At 69.1% G+C, this 24,561-nt stretch carries 18 protein-coding genes and 1 tRNA gene; 3 read left to right on the top strand and 16 right to left on the bottom strand.

What is annotated here, in order from left to right; genetic code table 11:
* Positions 1 to 28: 28 nt before the first annotated feature.
* Positions 29 to 535: a hypothetical protein gene (locus ACSNOK_RS02810; protein WP_436778917.1), complete on the bottom strand. Its 507-nt coding sequence runs from the start codon at positions 533 to 535 to the stop codon at positions 29 to 31.
* A gap of 410 nt (positions 536 to 945) precedes the next feature.
* Positions 946 to 2,115, bottom strand: coding sequence for a glutamate 5-kinase (gene proB / locus ACSNOK_RS02805; protein ID WP_436778916.1), 1,170 nt, complete (start codon positions 2,113 to 2,115; stop codon positions 946 to 948).
* A 294-nt stretch (positions 2,116 to 2,409) separates the two neighbouring features.
* Between proB and ACSNOK_RS02800 the strand changes: the two genes are divergently transcribed.
* On the top strand, positions 2,410 to 4,458 hold the full coding sequence (locus ACSNOK_RS02800; protein WP_436778935.1) for a hypothetical protein: 2,049 nt from the start codon (positions 2,410 to 2,412) through the stop codon (positions 4,456 to 4,458).
* A 241-nt stretch (positions 4,459 to 4,699) separates the two neighbouring features.
* Here ACSNOK_RS02800 and obgE read toward each other — a convergent pair whose 3' ends face one another.
* The 14 genes from obgE to ACSNOK_RS02730 all read right to left on the bottom strand — a co-directional run bounded on the left by obgE (position 4,700) and on the right by ACSNOK_RS02730 (position 21,756).
* Positions 4,700 to 6,139: a GTPase ObgE gene (gene obgE, locus ACSNOK_RS02795; protein WP_436778915.1), complete on the bottom strand. Its 1,440-nt coding sequence runs from the start codon at positions 6,137 to 6,139 to the stop codon at positions 4,700 to 4,702.
* A 128-nt stretch (positions 6,140 to 6,267) separates the two neighbouring features.
* A complete protein-coding gene (rpmA, locus tag ACSNOK_RS02790) occupies positions 6,268 to 6,522 on the bottom strand; it encodes a 50S ribosomal protein L27 (RefSeq protein WP_004950923.1) in 255 nt (84 codons plus the stop codon).
* A gap of 14 nt (positions 6,523 to 6,536) precedes the next feature.
* A complete protein-coding gene (rplU, locus tag ACSNOK_RS02785; protein WP_004950921.1) occupies positions 6,537 to 6,857 on the bottom strand; it encodes a 50S ribosomal protein L21 in 321 nt (106 codons plus the stop codon).
* Between the two features lie 362 nt (positions 6,858 to 7,219).
* Complete coding sequence (locus ACSNOK_RS02780; protein WP_436778914.1) at positions 7,220 to 11,119, bottom strand: DNA-directed RNA polymerase subunit beta'; 3,900 nt, start codon at positions 11,117 to 11,119, stop codon at positions 7,220 to 7,222.
* A gap of 123 nt (positions 11,120 to 11,242) precedes the next feature.
* Positions 11,243 to 14,725 (bottom strand): DNA-directed RNA polymerase subunit beta, encoded by a 3,483-nt coding sequence (gene rpoB / locus ACSNOK_RS02775; protein ID WP_436778913.1) that lies wholly within the window; start codon positions 14,723 to 14,725, stop codon positions 11,243 to 11,245.
* Positions 14,726 to 15,430: 705 nt separating this feature from the next.
* Complete coding sequence (gene rplL / locus ACSNOK_RS02770; RefSeq protein ID WP_436778912.1) at positions 15,431 to 15,817, bottom strand: 50S ribosomal protein L7/L12; 387 nt, start codon at positions 15,815 to 15,817, stop codon at positions 15,431 to 15,433.
* A 107-nt stretch (positions 15,818 to 15,924) separates the two neighbouring features.
* Positions 15,925 to 16,455 carry a 50S ribosomal protein L10 gene (gene rplJ, locus ACSNOK_RS02765; RefSeq protein ID WP_004950401.1) on the bottom strand — a complete coding sequence of 177 codons (531 nt, stop codon included), beginning with the start codon at positions 16,453 to 16,455 and terminating at the stop codon, positions 15,925 to 15,927.
* 300 nt (positions 16,456 to 16,755) lie between these two features.
* Positions 16,756 to 17,652 (bottom strand): DUF1396 domain-containing protein, encoded by an 897-nt coding sequence (locus ACSNOK_RS02760; protein ID WP_436778911.1) that lies wholly within the window; start codon positions 17,650 to 17,652, stop codon positions 16,756 to 16,758.
* A 157-nt stretch (positions 17,653 to 17,809) separates the two neighbouring features.
* Positions 17,810 to 18,778, bottom strand: a complete 969-nt coding sequence (locus tag ACSNOK_RS02755) for a hypothetical protein (protein ID WP_436778910.1) — start codon at positions 18,776 to 18,778, stop codon at positions 17,810 to 17,812.
* Between the two features lie 177 nt (positions 18,779 to 18,955).
* Positions 18,956 to 19,672 (bottom strand): 50S ribosomal protein L1, encoded by a 717-nt coding sequence (gene rplA, locus ACSNOK_RS02750; RefSeq protein ID WP_436778909.1) that lies wholly within the window; start codon positions 19,670 to 19,672, stop codon positions 18,956 to 18,958.
* 80 nt (positions 19,673 to 19,752) lie between these two features.
* Positions 19,753 to 20,187 carry a 50S ribosomal protein L11 gene (gene rplK / locus ACSNOK_RS02745; RefSeq protein WP_004941595.1) on the bottom strand — a complete coding sequence of 145 codons (435 nt, stop codon included), beginning with the start codon at positions 20,185 to 20,187 and terminating at the stop codon, positions 19,753 to 19,755.
* Positions 20,188 to 20,346: 159 nt separating this feature from the next.
* Positions 20,347 to 21,198, bottom strand: coding sequence for a transcription termination/antitermination protein NusG (gene nusG / locus ACSNOK_RS02740; protein WP_436778908.1), 852 nt, complete (start codon positions 21,196 to 21,198; stop codon positions 20,347 to 20,349).
* A gap of 95 nt (positions 21,199 to 21,293) precedes the next feature.
* On the bottom strand, positions 21,294 to 21,581 hold the full coding sequence (gene secE, locus ACSNOK_RS02735) for a preprotein translocase subunit SecE (RefSeq protein ID WP_004941601.1): 288 nt from the start codon (positions 21,579 to 21,581) through the stop codon (positions 21,294 to 21,296).
* Positions 21,582 to 21,683: 102 nt separating this feature from the next.
* A tRNA-Trp gene (locus tag ACSNOK_RS02730) sits at positions 21,684 to 21,756 on the bottom strand.
* 249 nt (positions 21,757 to 22,005) lie between these two features.
* Here ACSNOK_RS02730 and ACSNOK_RS02725 point away from each other — a divergent pair.
* Complete coding sequence (locus tag ACSNOK_RS02725) at positions 22,006 to 23,253, top strand: pyridoxal phosphate-dependent aminotransferase (RefSeq protein WP_436778907.1); 1,248 nt, start codon at positions 22,006 to 22,008, stop codon at positions 23,251 to 23,253.
* A gap of 141 nt (positions 23,254 to 23,394) precedes the next feature.
* A complete protein-coding gene (locus ACSNOK_RS02720; RefSeq protein ID WP_436778906.1) occupies positions 23,395 to 24,423 on the top strand; it encodes an adenosine deaminase in 1,029 nt (342 codons plus the stop codon).
* Positions 24,424 to 24,561: the final 138 nt, after the last annotated feature.

Genomic DNA, 24,561 nt, shown 5'->3' with positions numbered 1-24,561 from the left:
TTCGCCCCTCGGACGGGCGCCCGCCGCGTCAGAACGGGTGCACCCCCACCGGCGCGGCCGGCAGCGGGCCGCAGCCCTCGGCCACCCGCTGGTGGTACGTCTCGCGGTCGATGACCTCCAGCCCGACGATCTCCCACGGCGGGAGGCGGGCCGTCGAGCGGTGCTCGCCCCAGAGCCGCAGGGCGACGGCGGCCGCGTCGTGCAGGTCGCGGGCCTCCTCCCAGTACCGGATCTCGGCGTGGTCGTTGGCGTAGCGGCTGGTCAGCAGGAAGGGGTGGTCGTGGGCGAGCTGCTCCAGCGCCCGCCGCACCTCGCCCAGCGGCGCCTCGGCCCCCGAGACGCTGAGGGTGACGTGCCACAGCCGGGACCCGCCGCTCGCGCCCGCCGCGGCGCCGTCCGGGCGGTCCGTGCCGGTGTCCTCCCCCGTGCCGTGTGCCCCGACGCTGGTCAGGACGGGCTCCTCCCCCGCAGCCCTCGGGATGCGGGAGACCGATCCCCCACCTCGGGGCGAGGCCCCTGGGCGCCCTCGTCTCACCGGCGGCCTCCCTGTCTGGCCGGCCCCGTGCGCGTCCGCGACGGAGCCGAGTCGTGCTGGTTCTCCCGCGCGCCGGATCCCCGTCCGGGACGCCGCCCGCCCGCGGCGGCCCCCTCCGGTTCGGACCCGGCCCCGGATCCGGATACGGCCCCTGAGCCCGGCGCGGACCCGGCCCTTAAGAGTTGACCAGCCCACGGACGGCCGCGGGGTGGTTTTACGGAAAGGCCGGAGGAAAGGCTGGACTTACCTCGGGACGGCCCTCCGCGCGGGCCCGGATGCCGTACCTTTCCCCGCTACTGCCCGCGACATCCTCTCCCATGCCTCCGCTTCGCCGGCCGCTTCCGTCCGAAGCCCTGACGCCCGTCAGGGAAAGGGGACGGCTCAAGGTGGCCGTGAGGGAAACGGACGGCTCAGGGCCGCAGGACGACCAGATCGTCGCGGTGCACGACCTCGCGCTCGTAGCCGGGTCCGAGCTCGCGGGCCAGGTCGCGGGTGGAGCGGCCGAGCAGCTGCGGGATCTCCCCCGCGTCGTAGGCGACCAGCCCGCGGGCCACCGCGCGGCCCGCGCCGTCCCGCAGCTCGACCGGGTCGCCCGCGCTGAACTCGCCCTCGACGGCCGCGATGCCCGCCGGCAGCAGCGAGCCGGTGCCCTGGACCACCGCGCGCACCGCGCCGTCGTCCAGGGTGAGCGCGCCGCGCGGGGTGGAGGCGTGCGCCAGCCACAGCAGCCGGTCGGCGGAGCGGCGGCCGGTGCGGTGGAAGAGGGTGCCGGTGGGGCGGCCGAGGAGGGCGTCGGCGGCGTGGCTGGCGGAGGTGAGGACGACGGGGATGCCCGCGGCGGCGGCGATCCGGGCGGCCTCGACCTTCGTCACCATGCCGCCGGTGCCGACGCCGGCCTTGCCGGCGCTGCCGATGGAGATCCCCTCCAGGTCCCGCGGCCCGGCGACCTCGGCGATCCGCGAGGTGCCCGGGGTGCTGGGGTCGCCGTCGTAGAGGCCGTCCACGTCGGAGAGGAGGACGAGCAGGTCGGCGCGGACGAGGTGGGCGACGAGCGCGGCGAGCCGGTCGTTGTCGCCGAACCGGATCTCGTCCGTGGCCACGGTGTCGTTCTCGTTGACGACCGGGACCGCGCCCAGGGCCAGCAGCTCGTCCAGCGTCCGGCGGGCGTTGCGGTAGTGCGCGCGGCGGCTGGTGTCGTCGGCGGTCAGCAGCACCTGCCCGACGCGGCGGCCGTAGCGGGCGAACGACGCGGTGTAGCGGGCGACCAGCAGCCCCTGGCCGACGCTGGCGGCGGCCTGCTGGCGGGCCAGGTCCTTCGGCCGCCGGTCGAGGCCGAGCGGCGCGAGGCCGGCGGCGATGGCGCCGGAGGAGACGAGGACGATCTCCTTGCCCGCCGTGTCGCCGAGCACCCGGGCCAGGACGTCGACGAGCGCGTCAACCCGGTCGGCGTCCAGTCCCCCGCCCGCGGTGGTGAGAGAGGACGAGCCCACCTTGACCACGATCCTGCGGGCGCCGGTGACGTCCGGCCGGATCCCCCCGTCCGTCCCGGTCTCCGTCTCCTCCGCAGTCCCTGCCCGCACTGTGCTCCGCACCTCTGCTCTCGCCCGTCGGCCCTGCCGTCTCCACTGGAAACGGCCAATCTACCGTCTGACGATTGTGGTCGTTCGACCCTATTTTGTGCCGGTTGCCATGACCGAAGATTGCTCCTGGCCCAGCGGCCGTCATACGGTCGGTTGCGGCCGTTGTCCCGACCGTTGTCCCATGACGTGTCCGACCCGGTCCATCCCGATCCTTCAGTTCTCCTGCCAGGAGCCCGCCCAGTGCCTGCCGGAACAGTCCCCCGCCGAGCCGTACAGGCCGCGGCGCTACTCGCGATGCTGGTGTCGTTCGTACTCCAGCTCGTGGGCGCGCTGCTGCCCAACGTGCCGCTCTTGATCGCCACCTCGGCGGCGGGCCTCGCGCTCGATCTCTATCTGCAGCACCGCGACCCCGGTCTGCTCGCCCTGCTCGGCAAGGTCCGGTTCGACGTCATGGTGCGGCAGCTGCTGCGCGACATGGTGATCATGCTGGGGCTGCTGCGGCTGCACGACGACGGCTCGCTGCGCGACTACGCGCCGGTCTTCGTCGGCGTCGTCCTCTTCTACGCGGCCCACCTCGGCTGCCAGGCGGTCGCCATCCTGGTCCGCCGCTCGCGCACCCTGCCGTTCGTCACGCGCAACATCGACGCGTCGGGTCTGCACCTGACCGCCGCCCCGCCGCGCATCCTGGCCCGCCAGCACGGCCGCCGCCTGGTCCGCTTCGCCGTCCCGGCGACGCTGGGCCTGCTGGTCACCGTGGGCACCGGCAAGGCCGCGGGTGCCATGGCCGGCGTCGGCGTGGCCCTGCTGCTGGCCCTCGGCGGGCTGCTCTACCTCGCGAGCTGGCTGCGTCCGGCCAAGCGGATCGCCACCGAGGAGCAGGCCATAGAGTGGCTCGACCGCTGGCTGGCCGACTACCGGCCGACCGTCGGCATGTACTTCTCCGGCGGCACCAGCTCCGCGTACCAGGCGAACATGTGGCTCTCCACGCTCGCCCAGCTCGACGGCAACCCGATCATCGTGCTGCGCGAGCGCTTCATGGTGAAGAAGATCGACGCCACGGACATCCCGATCGTGTGCATCCCCAAGGTCCACCACCTGATGGCCCTGGAGAAGTCGACCCTCAAGGTGCTGCTGCACCCGTCGAACTCCGGCAAGACCTCCCAGGTCCTGCGGATGCCGTCGATCAAGCACGCGTTCATCAACCACGGCGAGAGCGACAAGCTCTCCAGCTGCAACCCGTACTCCAAGGCGTACGACGAGATCTGGGTCGCCGGCCCGGCCGCGCGCGAGCGCTACCAGCTCGCCGACATCGGCGTGGACGACCGGGACGTGGTCGAGGTCGGCCGCCCGCAGCTGTCCCCGATCCGGCCGTACGCGGGCCCGCCGGTCCGCCCGTACACCACCGTGCTGTACGCCCCCACCTGGGAGGGCTGGGACGGCAACCCGGGCAACACCTCGGTCATGCTGGCCGGCGAGAACATCGTCCGCGAGCTGCTCGCCGACCCCGCCGTCCGGCTGCTCTACAAGCCGCACCCGATGACCGGCTCCGTCGACCCGCGCGCGGGCGAGGCGAACCGGCGCATCAAGGAGATGATCCGCGAGGCCAACGAGCGGCGCGAGGGCCCGCGCCCCGGCCCGGAGGCCGCCGCCGAACTGGAGCGGCTGACGGCCGAGCTCCAGGCGCTCACCACCAGCACCTTCCGTCCCAGCGTGGACGAGACGGAGCGGATGCTCGTCCAGACCGCCCCCGAGCCGGGCCGGGCCGCGGCGGTCGAGGCCGCCACGGCCGCCTGGGAGGCGGCGTACTGGGCCTCGCTGCCCGAGTGGGAGCACCAGATCGTCACCGGCCCGCGGCCGGCGCTGTACAGCTGCTTCAACCAGGCCGACGTCCTGATCAGCGACGTCTCCAGCGTCGTCTCGGACTACCTGATCAGCGAGAAGCCGTACGCCGTGGCCAACACCAGCGGGATGAGCGAGGAGGAGTTCCTCGCGAACTTCCCGACCGTCACCGCGGCCACGATCCTGACGCCCGACGGCTCCGGCGTCCGCGCGCTGCTCGCCGCGGTCCGCGACCCGCGCCTGGACCGCCTCGCCGAGGCGCGCGCCCAGCTCAAGGTCCAGCTGCTCGGCCCGTCCGACCCGCCGTCCCTGGTCCGCTTCAACCAGGCGGCCCTGGACCTGGCCCGCGCGGCCGACGAGCGCGCGGCGCGGGTCGCGGCGCGGGCGGCGGCTTCGGAGATTCCGGGCCAGCGGGAGGGCGCGGGCGCCCTTCTCCCGGGCGAGGAGCCGTCCCCGGCCGCCGGGGGCGGGGGCGACTGGTTCAGCCCCGCACAGGGCCGCTGACGCGGTTCTCACGTGCGTGAGGGCGGGACCGGGGTGTGGTTGCCCCGGTCCCGCCCTTTCTCCGTTTCTCGCGGGGGGGCGAGCCCCCGCACACCCCCGGGCGGACTGATTCAGCCCGTCCGGCGTTTGAGGACGAGCGGCGAAGCCGCGAAAGCGGGGTCTGGGGCGCAGCCCCAGGAAACGGCGAAGGGGCGGGCCCGGGGCACAAACCCCCGACCCACCCCACAGAGCGCCGCACCCGCTACGCGAACGGATCGAACCCCCGATACTCCTGCTCCGCCTCGTCCCGCTCCGCCTGCCGATCCCGCCGCCGCTGCGCCGCGGGCCGCGGCGCCTCAAGCCGGTGGTCCTCGCCACGACGACCGAGCATCTCCGCACCGGCGGCCATCGTCGGCTCCCAGTCGAAGACGACCGCGTCCTCCTCGGAGCCGATGGCGACGCCGTCGCCCGCGCGGGCCCCGGCCTTCATCAGCTCGTCCTCGACTCCGAGGCGGTTGAGGCGGTCGGCCAGGTAGCCGACGGCCTCGTCGTTGTTGAAGTCGGTCTGCCGCACCCAGCGCTCCGGCTTCTCGCCGCGCACCCGGTAGATGCCGTCGTCCTCCAGCGTGACGGTGAAGCCCGCGTCGTCCACGGCCTTCGGCCGGATGACGATCCGCGTCGCCTCCTCCTTCGGCTTGGCGGCGCGCGCCTCGGCGACGATGCCGGCCAGGGCGAACGACAGCTCCTTGAGGCCCTGCCGGGAGACCGCCGACACCTCGAAGACGCGCAGGCCGCGCGCCTCCAGGTCGGGGCGGATCATGTCGGCGAGGTCCTGGCCGTCGGGGATGTCGACCTTGTTGAGGACGACGATCCGCGGCCGGTTCTCCAGGCCGCCGTACTCCTTGAGCTCGGCCTCGATGACGTCGAGGTCGCTCAGCGGGTCGCGCTCGGACTCCAGCGTGGCCGTGTCCAGCACGTGCACCAGCACCGAGCAGCGCTCGACGTGCCGCAGGAACTCCAGGCCCAGCCCCTTGCCCTGGCTGGCGCCGGGGATCAGGCCGGGGACGTCGGCGATGGTGTAGACGGTCGAGCCGGCCGTCACGACGCCGAGGTTCGGGACGAGCGTGGTGAACGGGTAGTCGGCGATCTTCGGCTTCGCGGCGGAGAGCACGGAGATCAGCGAGGACTTGCCTGCGCTCGGGTAGCCGACGAGCGCCACGTCGGCGACGGTCTTGAGCTCCAGGACGATGTCCTGGAGGTCGCCGGGCTCGCCGAGCAGCGCGAAACCGGGCGCCTTGCGGCGGGCCGAGGCCAGCGCCGCGTTGCCGAGGCCGCCGCGGCCGCCCTGGGCGGCGATGTAGGTGGTGCCCTGGCCGACGAGGTCGGCGAGGACATTGCCGCGCTTGTCGAGCACGACGGTGCCGTCCGGCACCGGCAGGACCAGGTCCTGGCCGTCCTTGCCGGAGCGGTTGCCGCCCTCGCCGGGCTTGCCGTTGGTGGCCTTGCGGTGCGGGCTGTGGTGGTAGTCCAGGAGCGTCGTGACGGACTGGTCGACGACCAGGATCACGTCGCCGCCACGGCCGCCGTTGCCGCCGTCCGGGCCGCCGAGCGGCTTGAACTTCTCACGGTGCACGGAGGCGCAGCCATGGCCTCCGTTACCCGCGGCGACATGCAGCTCGACGCGGTCCACGAAGGTGGTCATAGCGGGTTGCCTCCGATACGTAGGTGGGGGTGTGTCTGTTGTAACGCGGCGAGGGCGGCCCCGCTTCCCCACAGGGGAAGGGAGGTCCGCCCTCGCTGTATCGCTCTACGGAAGCCGTGATCGGAAGATCAGGCGACCGGAACGATGTTGACGACCTTGCGGCCACGGTGGGTGCCGAACTGCACCGCACCGGCGTTCAGCGCGAACAGGGTGTCGTCGCCACCGCGACCGACACCGGCACCCGGGTGGAAGTGGGTGCCGCGCTGGCGGACCAGGATCTCACCGGCGCTGACGACCTGACCGCCGAAGCGCTTCACGCCGAGCCGCTGAGCGTTGGAGTCGCGACCGTTCCGGGTGGACGATGCGCCCTTCTTGTGTGCCATGTCTCCTCAGTCCCTTACTTCGCGGCCGTCGGGATGCCGGTGATCTTCAGCGCGGTGTACTGCTGGCGGTGACCAATCCGCTTGCGGTAACCGGTCTTGTTCTTGTACTTCAGGATGTCGATCTTGGCACCCTTGTGGTGGTCCACGATCTCGGCCTGAACCTTGATGCCCGCCAGGACCCACGGGTCGCTGGTGACGGACTCGCCGTCGACGACGAGCAGCGTCGAGAGCTCGACCTGGTCGCCCACCTTGCCGTCGGAAATCTTGTCAACCTCGACGATGTCGCCGACAGCAACCTTGTGCTGACGACCACCGCTACGCACGACTGCGTACACGCGGATCTCACTCTCGCTAGTAATCGGGACCTCTGATGCCAGCCGCTCAGACGGGCGGAGCCCGTGCTGTCCGAGTGGACGAGCGGCCTCTCCCGGCGGACCGGGAGGGATTTGCTCAGGGGTAGGCGTACAGACGCCGAATGGCAAGGTTACGGGGCCCAAAGCAGGGGGTCAAACCGGGCCCCACCCCCAGCCCGTCCGGCGTTTGAGGACAGCGCGCGAAGCGCGCTTCGGGGGTGCGGGGGCGTAGCCCCTGCGAGAAACGGCGAAAGGGCGGGACCGGGGCACCCAACGCCGCAGGGCGGCCACCCCGTGAGGGATGACCGCCCTGCGAAACCGCGAACCGCGAACCGCGAACCGAATTACTGGTTGTACGGCCCGTAGTCGTAGTCCTCCAGCGGAACCGCCTGACCCGACCCCGTCCCGAAGGGCGAGTAGTCGATGTCGTCGTACCCGACGGCCGAGTACATGGCGGCCTTAGCCTCCTCGGTCGGCTCGACCCGGATGTTCCGGTAACGGGACAGACCCGTACCGGCCGGGATGAGCTTACCGATGATCACGTTCTCCTTGAGGCCGATGAGCGAGTCGGACTTGGCGTTGATCGCCGCGTCCGTCAGCACTCGGGTCGTCTCCTGGAAGGAGGCGGCCGACAGCCAGGACTCCGTGGCCAGCGAGGCCTTGGTGATACCCATCAGCTGCGGACGGCCGGAGGCCGGGTGGCCGCCTTCCTGGACCACACGACGGTTCTCCGCCTCGAAGCGCGAGCGCTCCACGAGCTCGCCCGGCAGCAGCTCCGCGTCGCCGGACTCGATGATCGTCACGCGGCGCAGCATCTGCCGGATGATGATCTCGATGTGCTTGTCGTGGATCGACACGCCCTGCGAGTTGTAGACCTTCTGGACTTCGCCGACCAGGTGGACCTGGACCGCGCGCTGACCGAGGATCCGCAGCACGTCGTGCGGATTGGTGGCACCCACGGTGAGCTTCTGGCCCACCTCGACGTGGTCGCCCTCGGACACCAGCAGACGGGCACGCTTCGAGATCGCGTAGGCGGTCTCGTCGGAGCCGTCGTCCGGCGTGACGACGATCTTCTTGGTCTTCTCGGTCTCCTCGATGCGGACGCGGCCGGCCGCCTCCGAAATCGGGGCGACACCCTTGGGCGTACGGGCCTCGAAGAGCTCGACGACACGGGGCAGACCCTGGGTGATGTCGTCACCGGCCACACCACCGGTGTGGAAGGTACGCATCGTCAGCTGGGTACCGGGCTCACCGATCGACTGGGCGGCGATGATGCCCGCCGCCTCGCCGATGTCCACCAGCTTGCCGGTCGCCAGCGAGCGGCCGTAGCAGTAGGCACAGGTGCCGACCGCGGACTCACAGGTGAGGACCGAGCGGGTCTTGACCGTCTCGACGCCGTGGGCGACGAGCTGGTCGATGAGCACGTCACCGAGGTCGACGTTGGCCGGCGCGATGACCTTGCCGTCGACGACGACGTCCTCGGCCAGCATGCGGGCGTACACCGAGGTCTCGACGTCGTCGGCCTTGCGCAGCACGCCGTTGGCGTCCTTGGTCGCGATCGTCAGCTTGAGGCCGCGGTCGGTGCCACAGTCCTCCTCACGGATGATCACGTCCTGGGAGACGTCCACGAGACGACGGGTCAGGTAACCCGAGTCGGCGGTACGGAGGGCGGTGTCCGCGAGACCCTTACGGGCACCGTGGGTGGAGATGAAGTACTCCAGCACGGAGAGACCCTCACGGAACGACGCCTTAATGGGCCGCGGAATGGTCTCGTTCTTCGCGTTCGACACCAGACCACGCATACCGGCGATCTGCCGCATCTGCATCATGTTTCCTCGGGCACCCGAGTCAACCATCATGAAGATGGGGTTCGTCTTGGGGAAGTTCGCGTTCATCGCCTCGGCGACCTCGTTGGTCGCCTTGGTCCAGATCGCGATGAGCTCCTGCGTGCGCTCGTCCTTGGTGATCAGACCGCGCTCGTACTGCTTCTGGACCTTCTCGTCCAGCGCCTCGTAGCCCGCGACGATCTCCTTCTTCGCCTCAGGCACGACGACGTCGGAGATGGCCACGGTGACGCCGGAACGGGTCGCCCAGTGGAAGCCGGCCGCCTTCAGGTTGTCGAGCGTCGCCGCCACGATGACCTTGGGGTAGCGCTCGGCCAGGTCGTTGACGATCTCGGAGAGCTGCTTCTTGCCCACCGAGTAGTCGACGAACGGGTAGTCCTCGGGCAGCAGCTCGTTGAAGAGCGCGCGGCCCAGGGTGGTGCGCAGACGGAACGAGTCCCCCTGCTGCCACTCCGGCTCGCCCTCCTCCGCGGCCGGCGGGGTCCAGCCACGCGGCGGGACGGTGCCGATCGGGAAGCGGATGTCGACCTTCGCCTGGAGCGAGAGCTCCCGGGCGTCGAACGCCATGATCGCCTCGGCGACGGACGCGAACGAGCGGCCCTCGCCCTTGACCTCGCGCTCCTCTTCGTCCGTGGTGAGGAAGAAGAGGCCCAGCACCATGTCCTGGGTCGGCATGGTGACCGGACGGCCGTCGGCCGGCTTGAGGATGTTGTTCGAGGACAGCATCAGGATGCGGGCCTCGGCCTGCGCCTCCGCGGAGAGCGGCAGGTGGACGGCCATCTGGTCACCGTCGAAGTCCGCGTTGAACGCGGTGCAGACGAGCGGGTGGATCTGGATGGCCTTGCCCTCGACCAGCTGCGGCTCGAAGGCCTGGATGCCGAGGCGGTGCAGGGTGGGCGCACGGTTCAGCAGAACCGGGTGCTCCGCGATGACCTCTTCGAGGACGTCGTACACGACCGTGCGGCCGCGCTCGACCATGCGCTTCGCGCTCTTGATGTTCTGCGCGTGGTTCAGGTCGACCAGGCGCTTCATCACGAACGGCTTGAAGAGCTCCAGCGCCATGGCCTTGGGCAGACCACACTGGTGCAGCTTCAGCTGCGGGCCGACGACGATGACGGAACGCGCGGAGTAGTCCACACGCTTACCGAGCAGGTTCTGACGGAAACGGCCCTGCTTACCCTTCAGCATGTCGCTGAGGGACTTCAGCGGACGGTTGCCGGGGCCCGTGACCGGGCGACCACGACGGCCGTTGTCGAAGAGCGCGTCGACGGCCTCCTGAAGCATGCGCTTCTCGTTGTTCACGATGATCTCGGGGGCACCGAGGTCAAGGAGTCGCTTGAGGCGGTTGTTGCGGTTGATGACGCGGCGGTACAGGTCGTTCAGGTCGGAGGTCGCGAAGCGGCCACCGTCCAGCTGCACCATCGGACGCAGGTCCGGCGGGATCACCGGGATGCAGTCCAGCACCATGCCGCTGGGGCTGTTGCGGGTCTGCAGGAAGGCGGAGACGACCTTGAGGCGCTTGAGCGCACGGGTCTTCTTCTGGCCCTTGCCGGTACGGATGATCTCGCGGAGGCGCTCGGCCTCCTCGTCGAGGTCGAAGGACTCCAGGCGCTTCTGCAGCGCGGCGGCGCCCATCGCACCCATGAAGTAGGTGCCGAAGCGGTCGCGCAGCTCGCGGTAGAGCAGCTCGTCGCCCTCAAGGTCCTGGACCTTGAGGTTCTTGAAGCGGTTCCAGACCTCGTCGAGACGGTCGATCTCGCGCTGCGCACGGTCGCGCAGCTGCTTCATCTCACGCTCGGCACCCTCGCGCACCTTGCGGCGCACGTCGGCCTTGGCACCCTCGGCCTCCAGCTCGGCCAGGTCGGACTCGAGCTTCTTGGCCCGGGCCTCCAGGTCGGCGTCGCGGCGCTGCTCGATCTGCTGGCGCTCGACGGAGACGTGGGCCTCCAGCGAGGGCAGGTCGCGCGTACGGCGCTCCTCGTCCACCCACGTGATCATGTAGGCGGCGAAGTAGATGACCTTCTCGAGGTCCTTCGGGGCGAGGTCGAGCAGGTAGCCCAGCCGCGACGGAACGCCCTTGAAGTACCAGATGTGGGTGACGGGGGCGGCGAGCTCGATGTGGCCCATCCGCTCACGGCGCACCTTGGCGCGCGTGACCTCGACGCCACAGCGCTCACAGATGATGCCCTTGAAGCGGACACGCTTGTACTTGCCGCAGTAGCACTCCCAGTCCCGGGTGGGGCCGAAGATCTTCTCGCAGAAGAGCCCGTCCTTTTCCGGCTTCAGGGTGCGGTAGTTGATGGTCTCCGGCTTCTTGACCTCGCCGTGGGACCAGGTTCGGATGTCGTCCGCGGTCGCCAGGCCGATCCGCAGCTCGTCGAAGAAGTTGACGTCGAGCACTTTGTCGTCAATCCCTCTTTCAGGGTTCGTGCCCTCTCGCACTAGCGAGGTGTGGGCTCTACATCAGTGGTCTGGGGGTCCGGGGACGACCGGGGCCTCACAGGGAGGCCCCGGTCAGACCCGTCAGACCTCTTCGACGCTGCTCGGCTCGCGCCGGGACAGGTCGATACCGAGCTCCTCCGCCGCGCGGAAGACGTCCTCGTCGGTGTCCCGCATCTCGATGGACATGCCGTCCGAGGACAGCACCTCCACGTTGAGGCAGAGGGACTGCATCTCCTTGATGAGCACCTTGAAGGACTCGGGGATGCCGGGCTCGGGGATGTTCTCGCCCTTGACGATCGCCTCGTAGACCTTCACTCGGCCGGTGACGTCGTCGGACTTGATGGTCAGCAGCTCCTGGAGGGCGTACGCGGCGCCGTATGCCTCCAGCGCCCACACCTCCATCTCACCGAAGCGCTGGCCACCGAACTGAGCCTTACCACCCAGCGGCTGCTGGGTGATCATGGAGTACGGACCGGTCGAACGGGCGTGCAGCTTGTCGTCGACCAGGTGGTGGAGCTTGAGGATGTACATGTACCCGACCGAGATCGGGTCCGGGAACGGCTCGCCGGAGCGGCCGTCGAACAGCCGGGCCTTGCCGGACGGGAGCACCATGCGCTCGCCGTCGCGGTTGGGCACGGTGTGCTCGAACAGGCCGGCCAGCTCGTCCTCGCGGGCACCGTCGAAGACCGGGGTCGCGACGTTGGTGCCCGGGGCGACCTCGTCGGCGCCGATCGCCTTGAGGCGCTCCATCCACTCCTCGCTGCCCTGGACGTTCCAGCCCTGGCTGGCGAGCCAGCCGAGGTGGATCTCCAGGACCTGTCCCGGGTTCATTCGGGACGGGACACCCAGCGGGTTGAGGATGATGTCGACCGGGGTGCCGTCCTCCAGGAACGGCATGTCCTCGACCGGCAGGATCTTGGAGATGACGCCCTTGTTGCCGTGACGGCCGGCGAGCTTGTCACCGTCGGTGATCTTGCGCTTCTGGGCCACGTAGACGCGGACCAGCTGGTTCACGCCCGGAGGAAGCTCGTCGCCCTCCTCGCGGTCGAAGACGCGGACGCCGATGACCTTGCCGATCTCGCCGTGCGGGACCTTCAGCGAGGTGTCACGGACCTCACGCGCCTTCTCACCGAAGATCGCGCGGAGCAGGCGCTCCTCGGGGGTCAGCTCGGTCTCACCCTTCGGGGTGACCTTGCCGACGAGGATGTCGCCGCCGATGACCTCGGCACCGATGCGGATGATGCCGCGCTCGTCGAGGTCGGAGAGGACCTCCTCGGAGACGTTCGGGATGTCCCGGGTGATCTCCTCGGGGCCGAGCTTGGTGTCACGGGCGTCGACCTCGTGCTCCTCGATGTGGATCGAGGAGAGGACGTCGTCCTGCACGAGGCGCTGCGACAGGATGATCGCGTCCTCGTAGTTGTGACCCTCCCACGGCATGAACGCCACGAGCAGGTTCTTGCCGAGCGCCATCTCACCGTTCTCGGTGGACGGACCGTCGGCGAGCACCTGGCCGGCGACCACGCGGGCGCCCTCGTCCACGACGACCTTCTGGTTGAAGGACGTGCCCTGGTTCGAGCGGGAGAACTTGGCGACCCGGTACGTGTTGTACGTGCCGTCGTCGTTGGCGACCGTGACGTAGTCCGCGGAGATCTCCTGGACCACGCCGTCCTTCTCGGCCTTGATGACGTCGCCGGCGTCGACCGCGCAGCGGTACTCCATGCCGGTGCCGACCAGCGGCGCCTCCGCCTTGATCAGCGGAACGGCCTGGCGCATCATGTTCGATCCCATGAGCGCGCGGTTGGCGTCGTCGTGCTCGAGGAACGGGATCATGGCGGTCGCGACCGACACCATCTGGCGCGGCGAGACGTCCATGTAGTCGACCTCGGCCGGCGCGATGTAGTCGATCTCGCCGCCACGGCGGCGGACCAGCACACGGGCCTCGGCGAACCGCAGCTCGTCGGTGAGCGGGGCGTTCGCCTGCGCGATGACGAAGCGGTCTTCCTCGTCGGCGGTCAGGTAGTGCACCTCGTCGGTGACCTGGCCGTCGACGACCTTGCGGTACGGGGTCTCGACGAAACCGAACGCGTTGACGCGGCCGTAGGACGCGAGCGAGCCGATCAGACCGATGTTCGGGCCTTCGGGGGTCTCGATCGGGCACATGCGGCCGTAGTGCGACGGGTGGACGTCTCGGACCTCGAAGCCGGCCCGCTCACGCGAGAGACCGCCCGGACCCAGCGCCGACAGACGGCGCTTGTGGGTCAGACCCGACAGCGGGTTGGTCTGGTCCATGAACTGGGACAGCTGGCTGGTGCCGAAGAACTCCTTGATGGAGGCGACGACCGGCCGGATGTTGATCAGGGTCTGCGGCGTGATCGCCTCGACGTCCTGGGTGGTCATCCGCTCGCGGACGACGCGCTCCATACGAGCCAGACCCGTGCGGACCTGGTTCTGGATGAGCTCGCCGACGTTGCGCAGACGACGGTTGCCGAAGTGGTCGATGTCGTCGGTCTCGACGACGATCGAGGTGCCGTTCTCACCGACGGTCTCGGTCTCACCGGCGTGCAGCTTGACCAGGTACTTGATCGTCGCGATGACGTCGTCGACGGTGAGCACACCGGCGTCGAGCGGGGCGTCGGCGCCCAGCTTCTTGTTGACCTTGTAGCGGCCGACCTTGGCCAGGTCGTAGCGCTTCGGGTTGAAGTACAGGTTCTCCAGCAGCGTCTGCGCGGCCTCACGCGTGGGCGGCTCGCCCGGACGCAGCTTGCGGTAGATGTCGAGCAGCGCGTCGTCCTGGCCCTGGGTGTGGTCCTTCTCCAGGGTGGCGCGCATGGACTCGTACTCGCCGAACTCCTCGAGGATCTGCTCGGTGGTCCAGCCGAGAGCCTTGAGCAGCACGGTGACGGACTGCTTGCGCTTGCGGTCGATGCGGACGCCGACCATGTCGCGCTTGTCGACCTCCATCTCCAGCCAGGCACCCCGGGACGGGATGATCTTGGCGGTGAAGATGTCCTTGTCGGACGTCTTGTCGATGGAGGAGTCGAAGTAGACACCGGGAGAACGGACCAGCTGCGAGACGACGACACGCTCGGTGCCGTTGATGCAGAAGGTGCCCTTGGGCGTCATGAGCGGGAAGTCGCCCATGAAGACCGTCTGGGACTTGATCTCACCGGTCTCGTTGTTGGTGAACTCGGCCGTGACGAAGAGCGGGGCCGCGTACGTGAAGTCGCGCTCCTTGCACTCGTCGATCGAGTTCTTCGGGGGCTCGAAACGGTGATCACGGAACGTCAGCGACATCGACCCGGAGAAGTCCTCGATCGGGGAGATCTCCTCGAAGATCTCCTCCAGACCGGACTTGGTGGGGACGTCCTGACCAGACTCCAGCGCAGCCTCGACGCGAGCCTTCCAGGCGGCGTTGCCGAGCAGCCAGTCGAAGCTCTCGGTCTGCAGCGCAAGGAGGTTCGGAACCTCGAGAGGCTCCTTGATCTTCGCAAATGAGATGCGCAGCGGGGCAGTGCTGGCGCCGTTGTTCGTATTGGCGGTCGAGGCGTTGCGCGAGGCGGCCAAGAGGGGGTCCTTCCGAGGGCTCGGACTCACTACGCGCGTACCGGTCCCACCGCGTGCTCCGATAGAAAATCCCAGGTCAAAGGGGTTCTATTGAGGATGCTCGGCAGTGGGCATGCCCCTGGTGACGGGCAGGGAGCAGCTAACAGGCAGCGCAAAGGGTCAGTGTAGCCACTTGGCCCACTGATGTCCAGAGCGGATATCCCGAGACCGGTGCGATACCAATCTCTCCCTCCGGGATCCTGTTGTCCTCGCCTGCCTGAGCCCGTACGAGCCCTCTGAGCCTGCCCGACGCGCCCGGTGGGCCGGGGACTCCGCCCGCCGACCGCGCCCGGAAGCGCAGGACGATACTTCCCTCTCCGCCGGCGTTCCATGCCTCGGACGGTGCCTCGAATGGAACTTCGGTCCGAACCGGCCACCGACCGGCAGTAAACCGGCCGGACCCCGAAAGTCATCGCGTCCCGAGAATTGCGCGCGGCGTCCCGTTCGTCAAGGCCCTCCGGCTCCCGGGCGGCCCCGACCGGCCCTGAACAGCCGCGGGCGGGCCGCTCCTGCGGGGCAACAAAGATCACCATACTCGCCTCCGGGAGGAGGTGTCGCAGCCCTCCCGGGTACGCCGAAGGGCGACCACCCGCATGGGTGATCGCCCTTGGCGTCGAGAGGTACGTCAGACGTACGTCAGAGCGGAGCCCAGAGGACCCCGTGAGATCACTTGACCTCGACGGAGGCGCCGGCGCCCTTGAGGGCCTCGGCGGCCTTCTCCGCGGCGTCCTTGGCGACCTTCTCGAGGACCGGCTTCGGGGTGCCGTCGACGAGGTCCTTGGCCTCCTTCAGACCCAGGGAGGTCAGCTCACGCACGACCTTGATGACCTGGATCTTCTTGTCACCGGCGGCGGTGAGGATGACGTCGAACTCGTCCTTCTCCTCGACGGCCTCGGCGGCGCCACCGGCGGCACCACCGGCGACGACGACCGGCGCGGCAGCGGCGGCGGTGACGTCGAACTTCTCCTCGAAGGCCTTCACGAAGCCCGCGAGCTCGATGAGGGTCATCTCCTCGAACTGCGCGAGCAGCTCGTCCTGGGTGAGCTTCGCCATGATGGCGGGTCCTTCCACTAAATCGGCAGGTGCCGGATGTACATGTCGGCGGGCGTACGGCCCGCTACGACCGGTGCCGGGTGGCGCCGGTCAATGCGCGAGCCGAATTACTCGGCACCGCCCTGCTCGTCCTGCTTGGCGCGCAGCGCGTCCACGGTGCGGACGAGCTTCGTCGGCAGCGCCTGGAAGAGCGAGGCAGCCTGCGACTGCTTGCCCTTCATGGCACCGGCCAGCTTGGAGAGCAGAACCTCGCGGGACTCGAGGTCCGCAAGCTTCTTGATCTCATCGGCGGACAGCGCCTTGCCGTCAAGGACACCGCCCTTGATGATGAGATTCGGGTTGTCCTTGGCGAAGTCACGCAGACCCTTCGCCGACTCCACCGGGTCACCGGTGATGAAGGCGACGGCCGTCGGGCCAGCGAAGAGCTGGTCCTCGAGCGTGATCCCGGCCTCTCCGGCCGCGATCTTGGTCAGCGTGTTCTTCACCACGGCGTACTGCGCGTTCTCACCGAGCGAACGGCGCAGCGTCTTGAGCTGCGCCACGGTGAGACCGCGGTACTCGGTCAGCACGGCGGCGTTGGAGCTGCGGAACTTGTCCGTCAGCTCGGCAACCGCGGCGGACTTGTCGGGCCTCGCCATGAGCCTCGGCCTCCTTCCGGGTGAATAGGACCGCATAGACGCGAGAAGGGACCTGGGCAAAACGAAACGCCCCGGCGCGGGCGCACGGGGCGTGACTCGACCATACGGAGCTGATGTCCATACGGGAGTTCAACCACAGTCACCTGCGCAGGTCGCCCGCAGCTAGCGGATCCTTCGGCCACCACGCCTTCGGATGAAGGCACAGCAACGACCAGCGGTCTTTGGCTTCTGCCAGAGCATACGCGACCGGGTCGCCGTCGAACAAATCGGGCCGACGGCGCCCCGGCCCCGGTCGGGAAATCAGGCCCCGGAGCCCTTCTTGGCCTCCGCCATCGGGTCCATGACCTCGCCGGCCGGCGGCGCCTTGATCTCGACCGGCTTGTTGTAGTCGAGGAACTTCATGGTCAGGTCCATCGGACCCTTCTGCGTGGCGGACCGCATCCGGAACTGCTTGGTGTGGTCCTGGCCGTCGATCCACATGTCCATGGTGAACTTGTCGACGCCCAGCTTCTCGAAGCCCTTGAGCTTGGCCTCGCGGCGGTCCTTGGCGGAGGCGTCCTTCTCCTTCGCCAGGGCCTCGCGCATCTGGGCCAGGGTGACGGTGCCCTGGTAGTGGGTCGTCTTCACCCCGTCGACGGTCTCCTCGCCGACCTTCCGCAGGTCCTTCGCGGCGTTCAGGGACGCGGAGTCGTCCATGGGGTTCTGCTGCGCCTGGCCGCGCATGCCGAACGGGTTGTCGGCGCCGCCGGGACCCTTCCCCGCGCCCGCGTCCGAGAACTTGATCCAGCTCTTGCCGTCCATTCCGGCGGCGGCCTTCGCACCCCCGTTGAGGTACATGGCGCCGTCGACGAGACGGATCTCCATTTCCCCGCTCTCCTCCGCGGAGGCGCCCTTGGCCTTCATCTTCATCTGCATGGCCAGGGGCTTCATGCTCATCGCGGCCGTGGCCTCGACGTGCCCGCTCTCGGGCATGTCACCGCTCATGGTGTAACGCAGCGACGTGAGCTGTTCGTTCTTCTTCGAGGCCCGTTCCACGGCCGCCGCGAAGGACGCGTCCACCGGCTTCTGCGCGGACGTGTCGGCCGCCTTGGAGCTGTTCTTGTCAGCGTCCTTGGAATCCGAGTCGCAGGCGGCCGTACCGCACAGCAGGGCGCCGGCGAGCAGGACGCCGGCGGCCTTCCGGTGCATGGAGTTCATGATCATTTCCCCAATGGGTATCGCGATTTTTTCGCGAAACTTTGCAAACAGCGGTGACACTACAGCCGGTGATCCGAAAAGAAAACGAAAATATGGCCCCCACCCCTCTCCGAGAGGGGGTGGAGGCCATTTCGTGATCTGCGGGAGCCGCCCGGCTTTACGCGCCGGCGCCCGCGCTCGCGCCCGAGCCGCCCTTCAGACCCTTCATCATCTCCATGAGGTCGAGGGTCTCACCGGCCGGCGGCGCCTGGACGTCGGCCTTGGCGCCGTAGTCCTTGTAGTCCGCCGTGAGCTTCATCTTGCCCTCCGGGCTGTCCATGCCCATGAGCATCCGGACCGGCAGGTCCTGGTCGTTGAGCCAGAACTCCAGGTCGTAGCCCTTGACGCCGGACTTCTTGATGCTGTCGAGCAGCTGCTGACGGTCCTTGGGCTCCAGGAGCTTGGTGGACTCGTTGCCCTTCATCATCTCGTCGACGGTCAGCGTGCCCTTGTAGTGCTGGGCGTCGACGCCGTTGACCTTCTCCGAGCCGAGGCGCTTGAGGTTGGGCGAGTCGAGCAGGACGGCCATCTGCTTGGCCGGGTCCTGGTTCATGTTGTCCATGTTCGCCGTGAGCTGCTTCTGCAGGGCGGGGTTGCCGGACTCCTTCGCGGCCGCGGCGAGGTCGATCTTCATCCACTTCTTGCCGCGCATTTCGGCGGGAGCGGAATCCATGGCCTTCGCCGGCATCTGCATGTACATCACGTTGTTCAGCATGACCATGCGGGTGGCGCCCGGGCCGTCCTTGCCCTCCATCGCGGCACCGCTCACGGTCATGTCGGCCACCGTGGGGTTCCAGCCGGTGACACCGTCGATCACCATCGGCCCGGCGGGGGCGTCCTTCATCGCCGCGGCCGGCATTTCCATGGTCATGTGGACCTTGGCCGACTTCGCCGCGCTGGTCTTCTTGAAGGCCGCCTGGAGGGCCTGGACGGGGCTCCGGCCGTCGTTCTTCGCCTCGCTCTTCGACTGGCTCTGCGAAGCGCTCTTGTCGTCCTTCTTGTCATCGGAGTCGCACGCGACGGCTCCGACGAGAATCGCAGCGGCGGAAAGCGAGATACCGACACGACGGACCGTGGACTTGGACATATCCCCCACCTTTTTTGGAGACCTCTTGCACGTTCGTTCGCACGACGATAACGCAGCGGTCCGACAAGAAGACAACGGGAAAGGGGCCACGCGAAAGAGGCCGGCCCCCGCACCCGGAACGGATGCGGGGGCCGGCCCCTGGAACACTCGCGGTCACACGCGGTGCGAGAACGTCTCTCAGACGGTCTCGTCCTCGACGAGGAGGTTGCGGGTGCGGTTCGGGTCCAGCGGGATGCCGGGGCCCATGGTGGTGGTGAGGGTCGCCTTCTTGACGTAGCGGCCCTTGGCGGCGGACGGCTTCAGACGGAGGATCTCCTCCAGCGCCGCGCTGTAGTTCTCGATCAGCGCCTTCTCGTCGAACGAGACCTTGCCGATGATGAAGTGCAGGTTCGAGTGCTTGTCGACGCGGAACTCGATCTTGCCGCCCTTGATGTCGGTCACGGCCTTGGCCGTGTCCGGGGTGACCGTGCCGGTCTTCGGGTTCGGCATCAGACCACGGGGACCGAGCACGCGGCCGAGGCGGCCGACCTTGCCCATGAGGTCCGGGGTGGCGACGACGGCGTCGAAGTCCAGACGGCCCTTCGCGACCTCGTCGATGAGCTCGTCGGCACCGACGATGTCGGCGCCCGCGGCACGCGCGGCCTCGGCACGGTCGCCGGTCGCGAAGACCAGGACCCGGGCGGTCTTACCGGTGCCGTGCGGAAGGTTCACGGTGCCACGGACCATCTGGTCCGCCTTGCGCGGGTCGACGCCCAGACGCAGGGCGACCTCGACGGTGCCGTCGAACTTGGTGCCGGAGGTGTCCTTCGCCAGACGGACGGCCTCGAGCGGGGCGTACAGGCGCTCCCGGTCGATCTTCGCGTCCGCGTTGCGAAGAGTCTTGCTGCGCTTCACTGAAACTCCTCAGTGGTGATTGGAGTCGTGGTACGGGCCAGCGCTGGCCCTCCCACGTGGTGCCTGATGGGCGGGGACGATCAGCCCTCGACCGTGATGCCCATGGAACGGGCGGTGCCGGCGATGATCTTCTCGGCGGCGTCCAGGTCGTTGGCGTTCAGGTCGGGCATCTTGGTGGTGGCGATGTCACGGACCTGGTCACGCGTGATCTTGGCGACCTTGGTCTTGTGCGGCTCGCCGGAGCCCTTGTCCACGCCCGCGGCCTTGAGGATCAGCTTCGCGGCCGGCGGAGTCTTGGTCACGAAGGTGAAGGAACGGTCCTCGTAGACCGTGATCTCCACCGGCACGACCATGCCACGCTGCGACTCGGTCGCGGCGTTGTAGGCCTTGCAGAACTCCATGATGTTGACGCCGTGCTGACCCAGCGCGGGGCCGACCGGCGGAGCCGGGTTGGCGGCACCGGCCTGGATCTGGAGCTTGATAAGCCCCGTGACCTTCTTCTTCTTGGGAGGCATTGCTCTCTCCGGGTCCTAGTGAGAGTTTTCTGCCCACGACACACTGCGCGCAGGCATACCGCACCACGATAACGGGTAACGTGGCCGGCCCAAAAACCGAGAGGTCAGGACACCCCTCGCGGGGCGCCCCGACCCGGTCGGAAGCGTACGGCCAGAAGATCAGTTCTTCTGGATCTGGTCGAAGCTCAGCTCGACCGGGGTCTCGCGGCCGAAGATCTCGACGAGGCCCTTGACCTTCTTCGAGTCGGCGTTGATCTCGTTGATCGTCGCCTGGAGGGTGGCGAACGGGCCGTCGGTGACGGTGACCGAGTCGCCGACCTCGAAGTCCAGCACCTGGACCTCGACCTTGCGGGACGGGGCCGGGCGGCCCTCGGCCTCGGCGGCCTCCTTGGCGGCCTTCTCCTCGGCCTCCGGGGCGAGCATCTTGACGATCTCGTCCAGGGTCAGCGGGTACGGGTCGTAGGCGTTGCCCACGAAGCCGGTGACGCCCGGGGTGTTGCGGACGACGCCCCACGACTCGTTCGTCAGGTCCATGCGCACCAGCACGTAGCCGGGGAGCTTGTTCTGGCGGACGGTGCGGCGGTCGCCGTTCTTGATCTGGACGACCTCTTCCTGCGGCACCTCGGCCTGGAAGATGTAGTCCTCGACGTTCAGCGAGACGGCGCGCTGCTCGAGGTTGGTCTTCACGCGGTTCTCGTAACCGGCGTAGGTGTGGATGACGTACCACTCGCCGGGCAGCCCGCGAAGCTCCTCGCGGAGGGCGGCGACCGGGTCCACCGGAGCGGCCTCCTCCGCCTCCTCGACGGCGGTGTCGGCGGCCTCGGCGGCCTCAGCCTCGTCGGCGGCCTCCGGCTCCTCGGCCGCGGCCTCCTCGGCGCCTTCGGCGAGCTCGCGCCCGGCCTCGTCCGCGGTCGCAGCGTCGCCCTCGACCTCGGCCGAGACAGCCGCGTCCACGTCGGCCTCTGCCGCCTCGACGGGCTCGACGGCGTCGTTCAGGTTCGGGTCAGACACGTGGCTGCTTCTTCCTGGCTACAAGGGGTGGAACGTGCGAAAAGGCGGCTCTCCGGAAACCCTTCCGGAGGCGACCGCCTTGCGCGCGGGCGGGCTCAGCCGAAGACGTACTTGACGGCGTTGCTGAACCCATAGTCAATCACGGTCACGAGACCAATGACGATGACGACGAAGACGATCACCACGGAGGTGTACGTCGAGAGCTGGCCGCGCGTGGGCCAGACGACCTTGCGGAGCTCCGCCACGACCTGGCGGTAGAACAGCGCCATGCGCCCGAGCGGGCCCTTCTTGCCACGCTTGCCGCCGCGGCGCTTCTTGACGGCGACCTCGTCCTCGGGACGACCGCTCTCAGGCGTCGCGGTGGAGCCAAGGGCTTCCGTCACTACGTCCTCACCTGAATCCGGGTCGTGGCCGTGCCGCGCCCGGTGGAGCCGCACGGCGGTGCATCAGTGCGTACGCACGCACCTCGGTGACGATGCGTGTAGCAGGGCCGAAGGGACTTGAACCCCCAACCGCTGGTTTTGGAGACCAGTGCTCTACCAATTGAGCTACGACCCTTTGTGGTTCCCCCAACGTACCGCATCCGCTCGACCGCACGATGTGTCCGGTACGGATTCGCCTGTGAGGGGCCAACGACGCATGAGTGTACGTGGTTCGGGGGCCGCCGTCGAACAGATACCGCCGCGGTCGCCGGAAAAGCCTCCGGAATGCAAGATTCCGCAGCGGGTCCGACCGGGTCGCGGACCACCCGTACCGGTCTGTGGAACCTGCGCGCCCCGCGCGTGCCGGTTCTGCGACGATGCCTGTATGACCGATGCCACCGCTCCCTTCCCCGCCGCTCAGGCACCCACCGACCGCCGGGTCTCCACCCGCATCGGGTCGATCTCCGAGTCCGCGACGCTCGCCGTGGACGCCAAGGCCAAGGCCCTCAAGGCGGCCGGGCGCCCGGTGATCGGCTTCGGCGCGGGCGAGCCGGACTTCCCCACTCCGGACTACATCGTCGAAGCCGCCGTCGAAGCGTGCCGCGACCCGAAGAACCACCGCTACACGCCGGCCGGCGGGCTCCCCGAGCTGAAGGCCGCCATCGCCGCCAAGACGCTGCGCGACTCGGGCTACGAGGTCGAGGCGTCCCAGGTGCTCGTCACCAACGGCGGCAAGCAGGCCATCTACGAGGCGTTCGCCGCGATCCTCGACCCGGGCGACGAGGTCATCGTCCCGGCGCCGTACTGGACCACGTACCCGGAGTCCATCCGCCTCGCGGGCGGCGTCCCGGTGCCCGTCGTGGCCGACGAGACGACCGGCTACCGGGTCTCGGTGGAGCAGCTGGAGGCGGCCCGCACCGCGCACACCAAGGTGCTGCTGTTCGTCTCCCCGTCCAACCCGACCGGCGCGGTCTACTCGCGCGCCCAGGTCGAGGAGATCGGCCGCTGGGCGGCGGAGCACGGGCTGTGGGTGCTGACGGACGAGATCTACGAGCACCTGGTCTACGGGGACGCCGAGTTCTCGTCGCTGCCGGTCGTGGTGCCGGAGCTGCGGGACAAGTGCATCGTCGTCAACGGCGTCGCCAAGACCTACGCGATGACGGGCTGGCGCGTGGGGTGGGTCATCGGCCCCCAGGACGTGGTGAAGGCCGCGGCCAACCTCCAGTCGCACGCCACGTCCAACGTGAGCAACGTCGCCCAGCGCGCGGCGCTGGCCGCCGTCGCCGGTGACCTCACGGCCGTCGAGGAGATGAAGACCTCCTTCGACCGCCGCCGCCGGACGATCGTGCGCATGCTCAACGAGATCGACGGCGTCGTCTGCCCGGAGCCGGAGGGCGCGTTCTACGCGTACCCGTCGGTCAAGGGGCTGCTCGGCAAGGAGATCCGCGGCAAGCGCCCGGCCACCTCGGTCGAGCTCGCGGCGCTGATCCTGGAGGAGGCCGAGGTCGCGGTCGTCCCGGGCGAGGCGTTCGGCACGCCGGGCTACCTGCGGCTGTCCTACGCGCTGGGCGACGAGGACCTGGCGGAGGGCGTCTCCCGGATGCAGAAGCTGCTGGCGGAGGCGCGCGACTGACGCGGCGGGAACGGGGAAGGGGCCGTACCGGAACGCTCCGGTACGGCCCCTTCCTCGTTCTCGCTTTCGGACGGTTCCCCGATCAGGGACGATCACCGGAACGCCTTCCGGTTCGCGGGGTCGATGCGGCAGGATCCGGGAATGGAGAACGTACGCGACGTCCGCCTGCTGCCGAAGGCCCATCTGCACCTGCACTTCACCGGTTCCATGCGCCCCTCGACGCTGCTGGAGCTGGCCGACAAGTACGGGGTGCACCTGCCGGAGGCCCTCAGCGGCGGCGAGCCCCCGAGGCTGCGGGCCACGGACGAGCGCGGCTGGTTCCGTTTCCAGCGGCTGTACGACATCGCGCGCTCCTGCCTGCGCTCCCCCGACGACATCCGGCGGCTGGTGCGCGAGGCCGCCGAGGAAGACGTCAGGGACGGCTCGGGGTGGCTGGAGATCCAGGTCGACCCCACTTCGTACGCGCCCCGGCTGGGCGGGCTGATCCCCGCGATGGAGATCATCCTGGACGCGGTGGAGACGGCGTCCAGGGACACCGGCCTGGGGATACGGGTGCTGGTCGCCGCGAACCGGATGAGGCACCCCTTGGACGCCCGCACGCTCGCCCGGCTGGCGGTGCGCTACGCGGACCGGGGCGTGGTGGGTTTCGGTCTCTCCAACGACGAGCGGCGCGGCTTCGCCCGGGACTTCGACCGGGCCTTCCAGATCGCCCGGGAGGGCGGCCTGCTGGCCGCGCCGCACGGCGGTGAGCTCTCCGGCCCGGCGAGCGTCCGCGACTGCCTGGACGACCTGCACGCGGGCCGCGTCGGCCACGGCGTCCGGGCCGCGGAGGACCCCCGGCTGCTGCGCAAGCTCGCCGAGCGGGGGGTGACGTGCGAGGTCTGTCCGTCGTCGAACGTCGCCCTCGGCGTCTACGAGAAACCGGCGGACGTTCCGCTCCGCACCCTCTTCGACGCCGGCGTCCCGATGGCCCTGGGCGCCGACGACCCCCTCCTCTTCGGCTCCCGCCTGGCCGCCCAGTACCAACTGGCCCGCGAACACCACGGCTTCACGGACGAGGAACTGGCCGAACTGGCCCGCCAGTCGATCCGCGGCTCGGTGGCACCGGGGGATGTGAAGGGGCGGCTACTGGCGGGGGTGGAGGCATGGCTGGGCGCCCCGCCGGCCTGACGACACCCGGCGCGCCCCTTGAGGGCCGGCCCGCACCCAGCCCCGCCCCCACTCAGCCCGTCCGGCATGTCGCGGCGGCACGCGAAGCACGTACGCACCCGGCCCCGCCCCCACCCAGCCCGTCCGGCGTTTGAGGAC

Origin of the sequence: Streptomyces sp. URMC 126, from assembly GCF_051386555.1 — a bacterium.
In the GTDB taxonomy this organism is placed as follows: Bacteria; Actinomycetota; Actinomycetes; order Streptomycetales; family Streptomycetaceae; genus Streptomyces.
The sequence above is the reverse complement of the archived record's forward strand: the minus strand, read 5'-3'. Positions and strand labels throughout refer to the sequence as shown.

Bases quoted from the DNA above. Each gene is read 5' to 3' on its own strand.
- ACSNOK_RS02800 (WP_436778935.1), top strand. From the start codon at position 2,410: ATGCTGGTGTCGTTCGTACTCCAGCTCGTGGGCGCGCTGCTGCCCAAC.
- obgE (WP_436778915.1), bottom strand. From the start codon at position 6,139: ATGACCACCTTCGTGGACCGCGTCGAGCTGCATGTCGCCGCGGGTAAC.
- rpmA (WP_004950923.1), bottom strand. From the start codon at position 6,522: ATGGCACACAAGAAGGGCGCATCGTCCACCCGGAACGGTCGCGACTCC.
- rplL (WP_436778912.1), bottom strand. From the start codon at position 15,817: ATGGCGAAGCTCACCCAGGACGAGCTGCTCGCGCAGTTCGAGGAGATG.
- rplJ (WP_004950401.1), bottom strand. From the start codon at position 16,455: ATGGCGAGGCCCGACAAGTCCGCCGCGGTTGCCGAGCTGACGGACAAG.
- ACSNOK_RS02760 (WP_436778911.1), bottom strand. From the start codon at position 17,652: ATGAACTCCATGCACCGGAAGGCCGCCGGCGTCCTGCTCGCCGGCGCC.
- ACSNOK_RS02755 (WP_436778910.1), bottom strand. From the start codon at position 18,778: ATGTCCAAGTCCACGGTCCGTCGTGTCGGTATCTCGCTTTCCGCCGCT.
- rplK (WP_004941595.1), bottom strand. From the start codon at position 20,187: ATGCCTCCCAAGAAGAAGAAGGTCACGGGGCTTATCAAGCTCCAGATC.
- ACSNOK_RS02725 (WP_436778907.1), top strand. From the start codon at position 22,006: ATGACCGATGCCACCGCTCCCTTCCCCGCCGCTCAGGCACCCACCGAC.
- ACSNOK_RS02720 (WP_436778906.1), top strand. From the start codon at position 23,395: ATGGAGAACGTACGCGACGTCCGCCTGCTGCCGAAGGCCCATCTGCAC.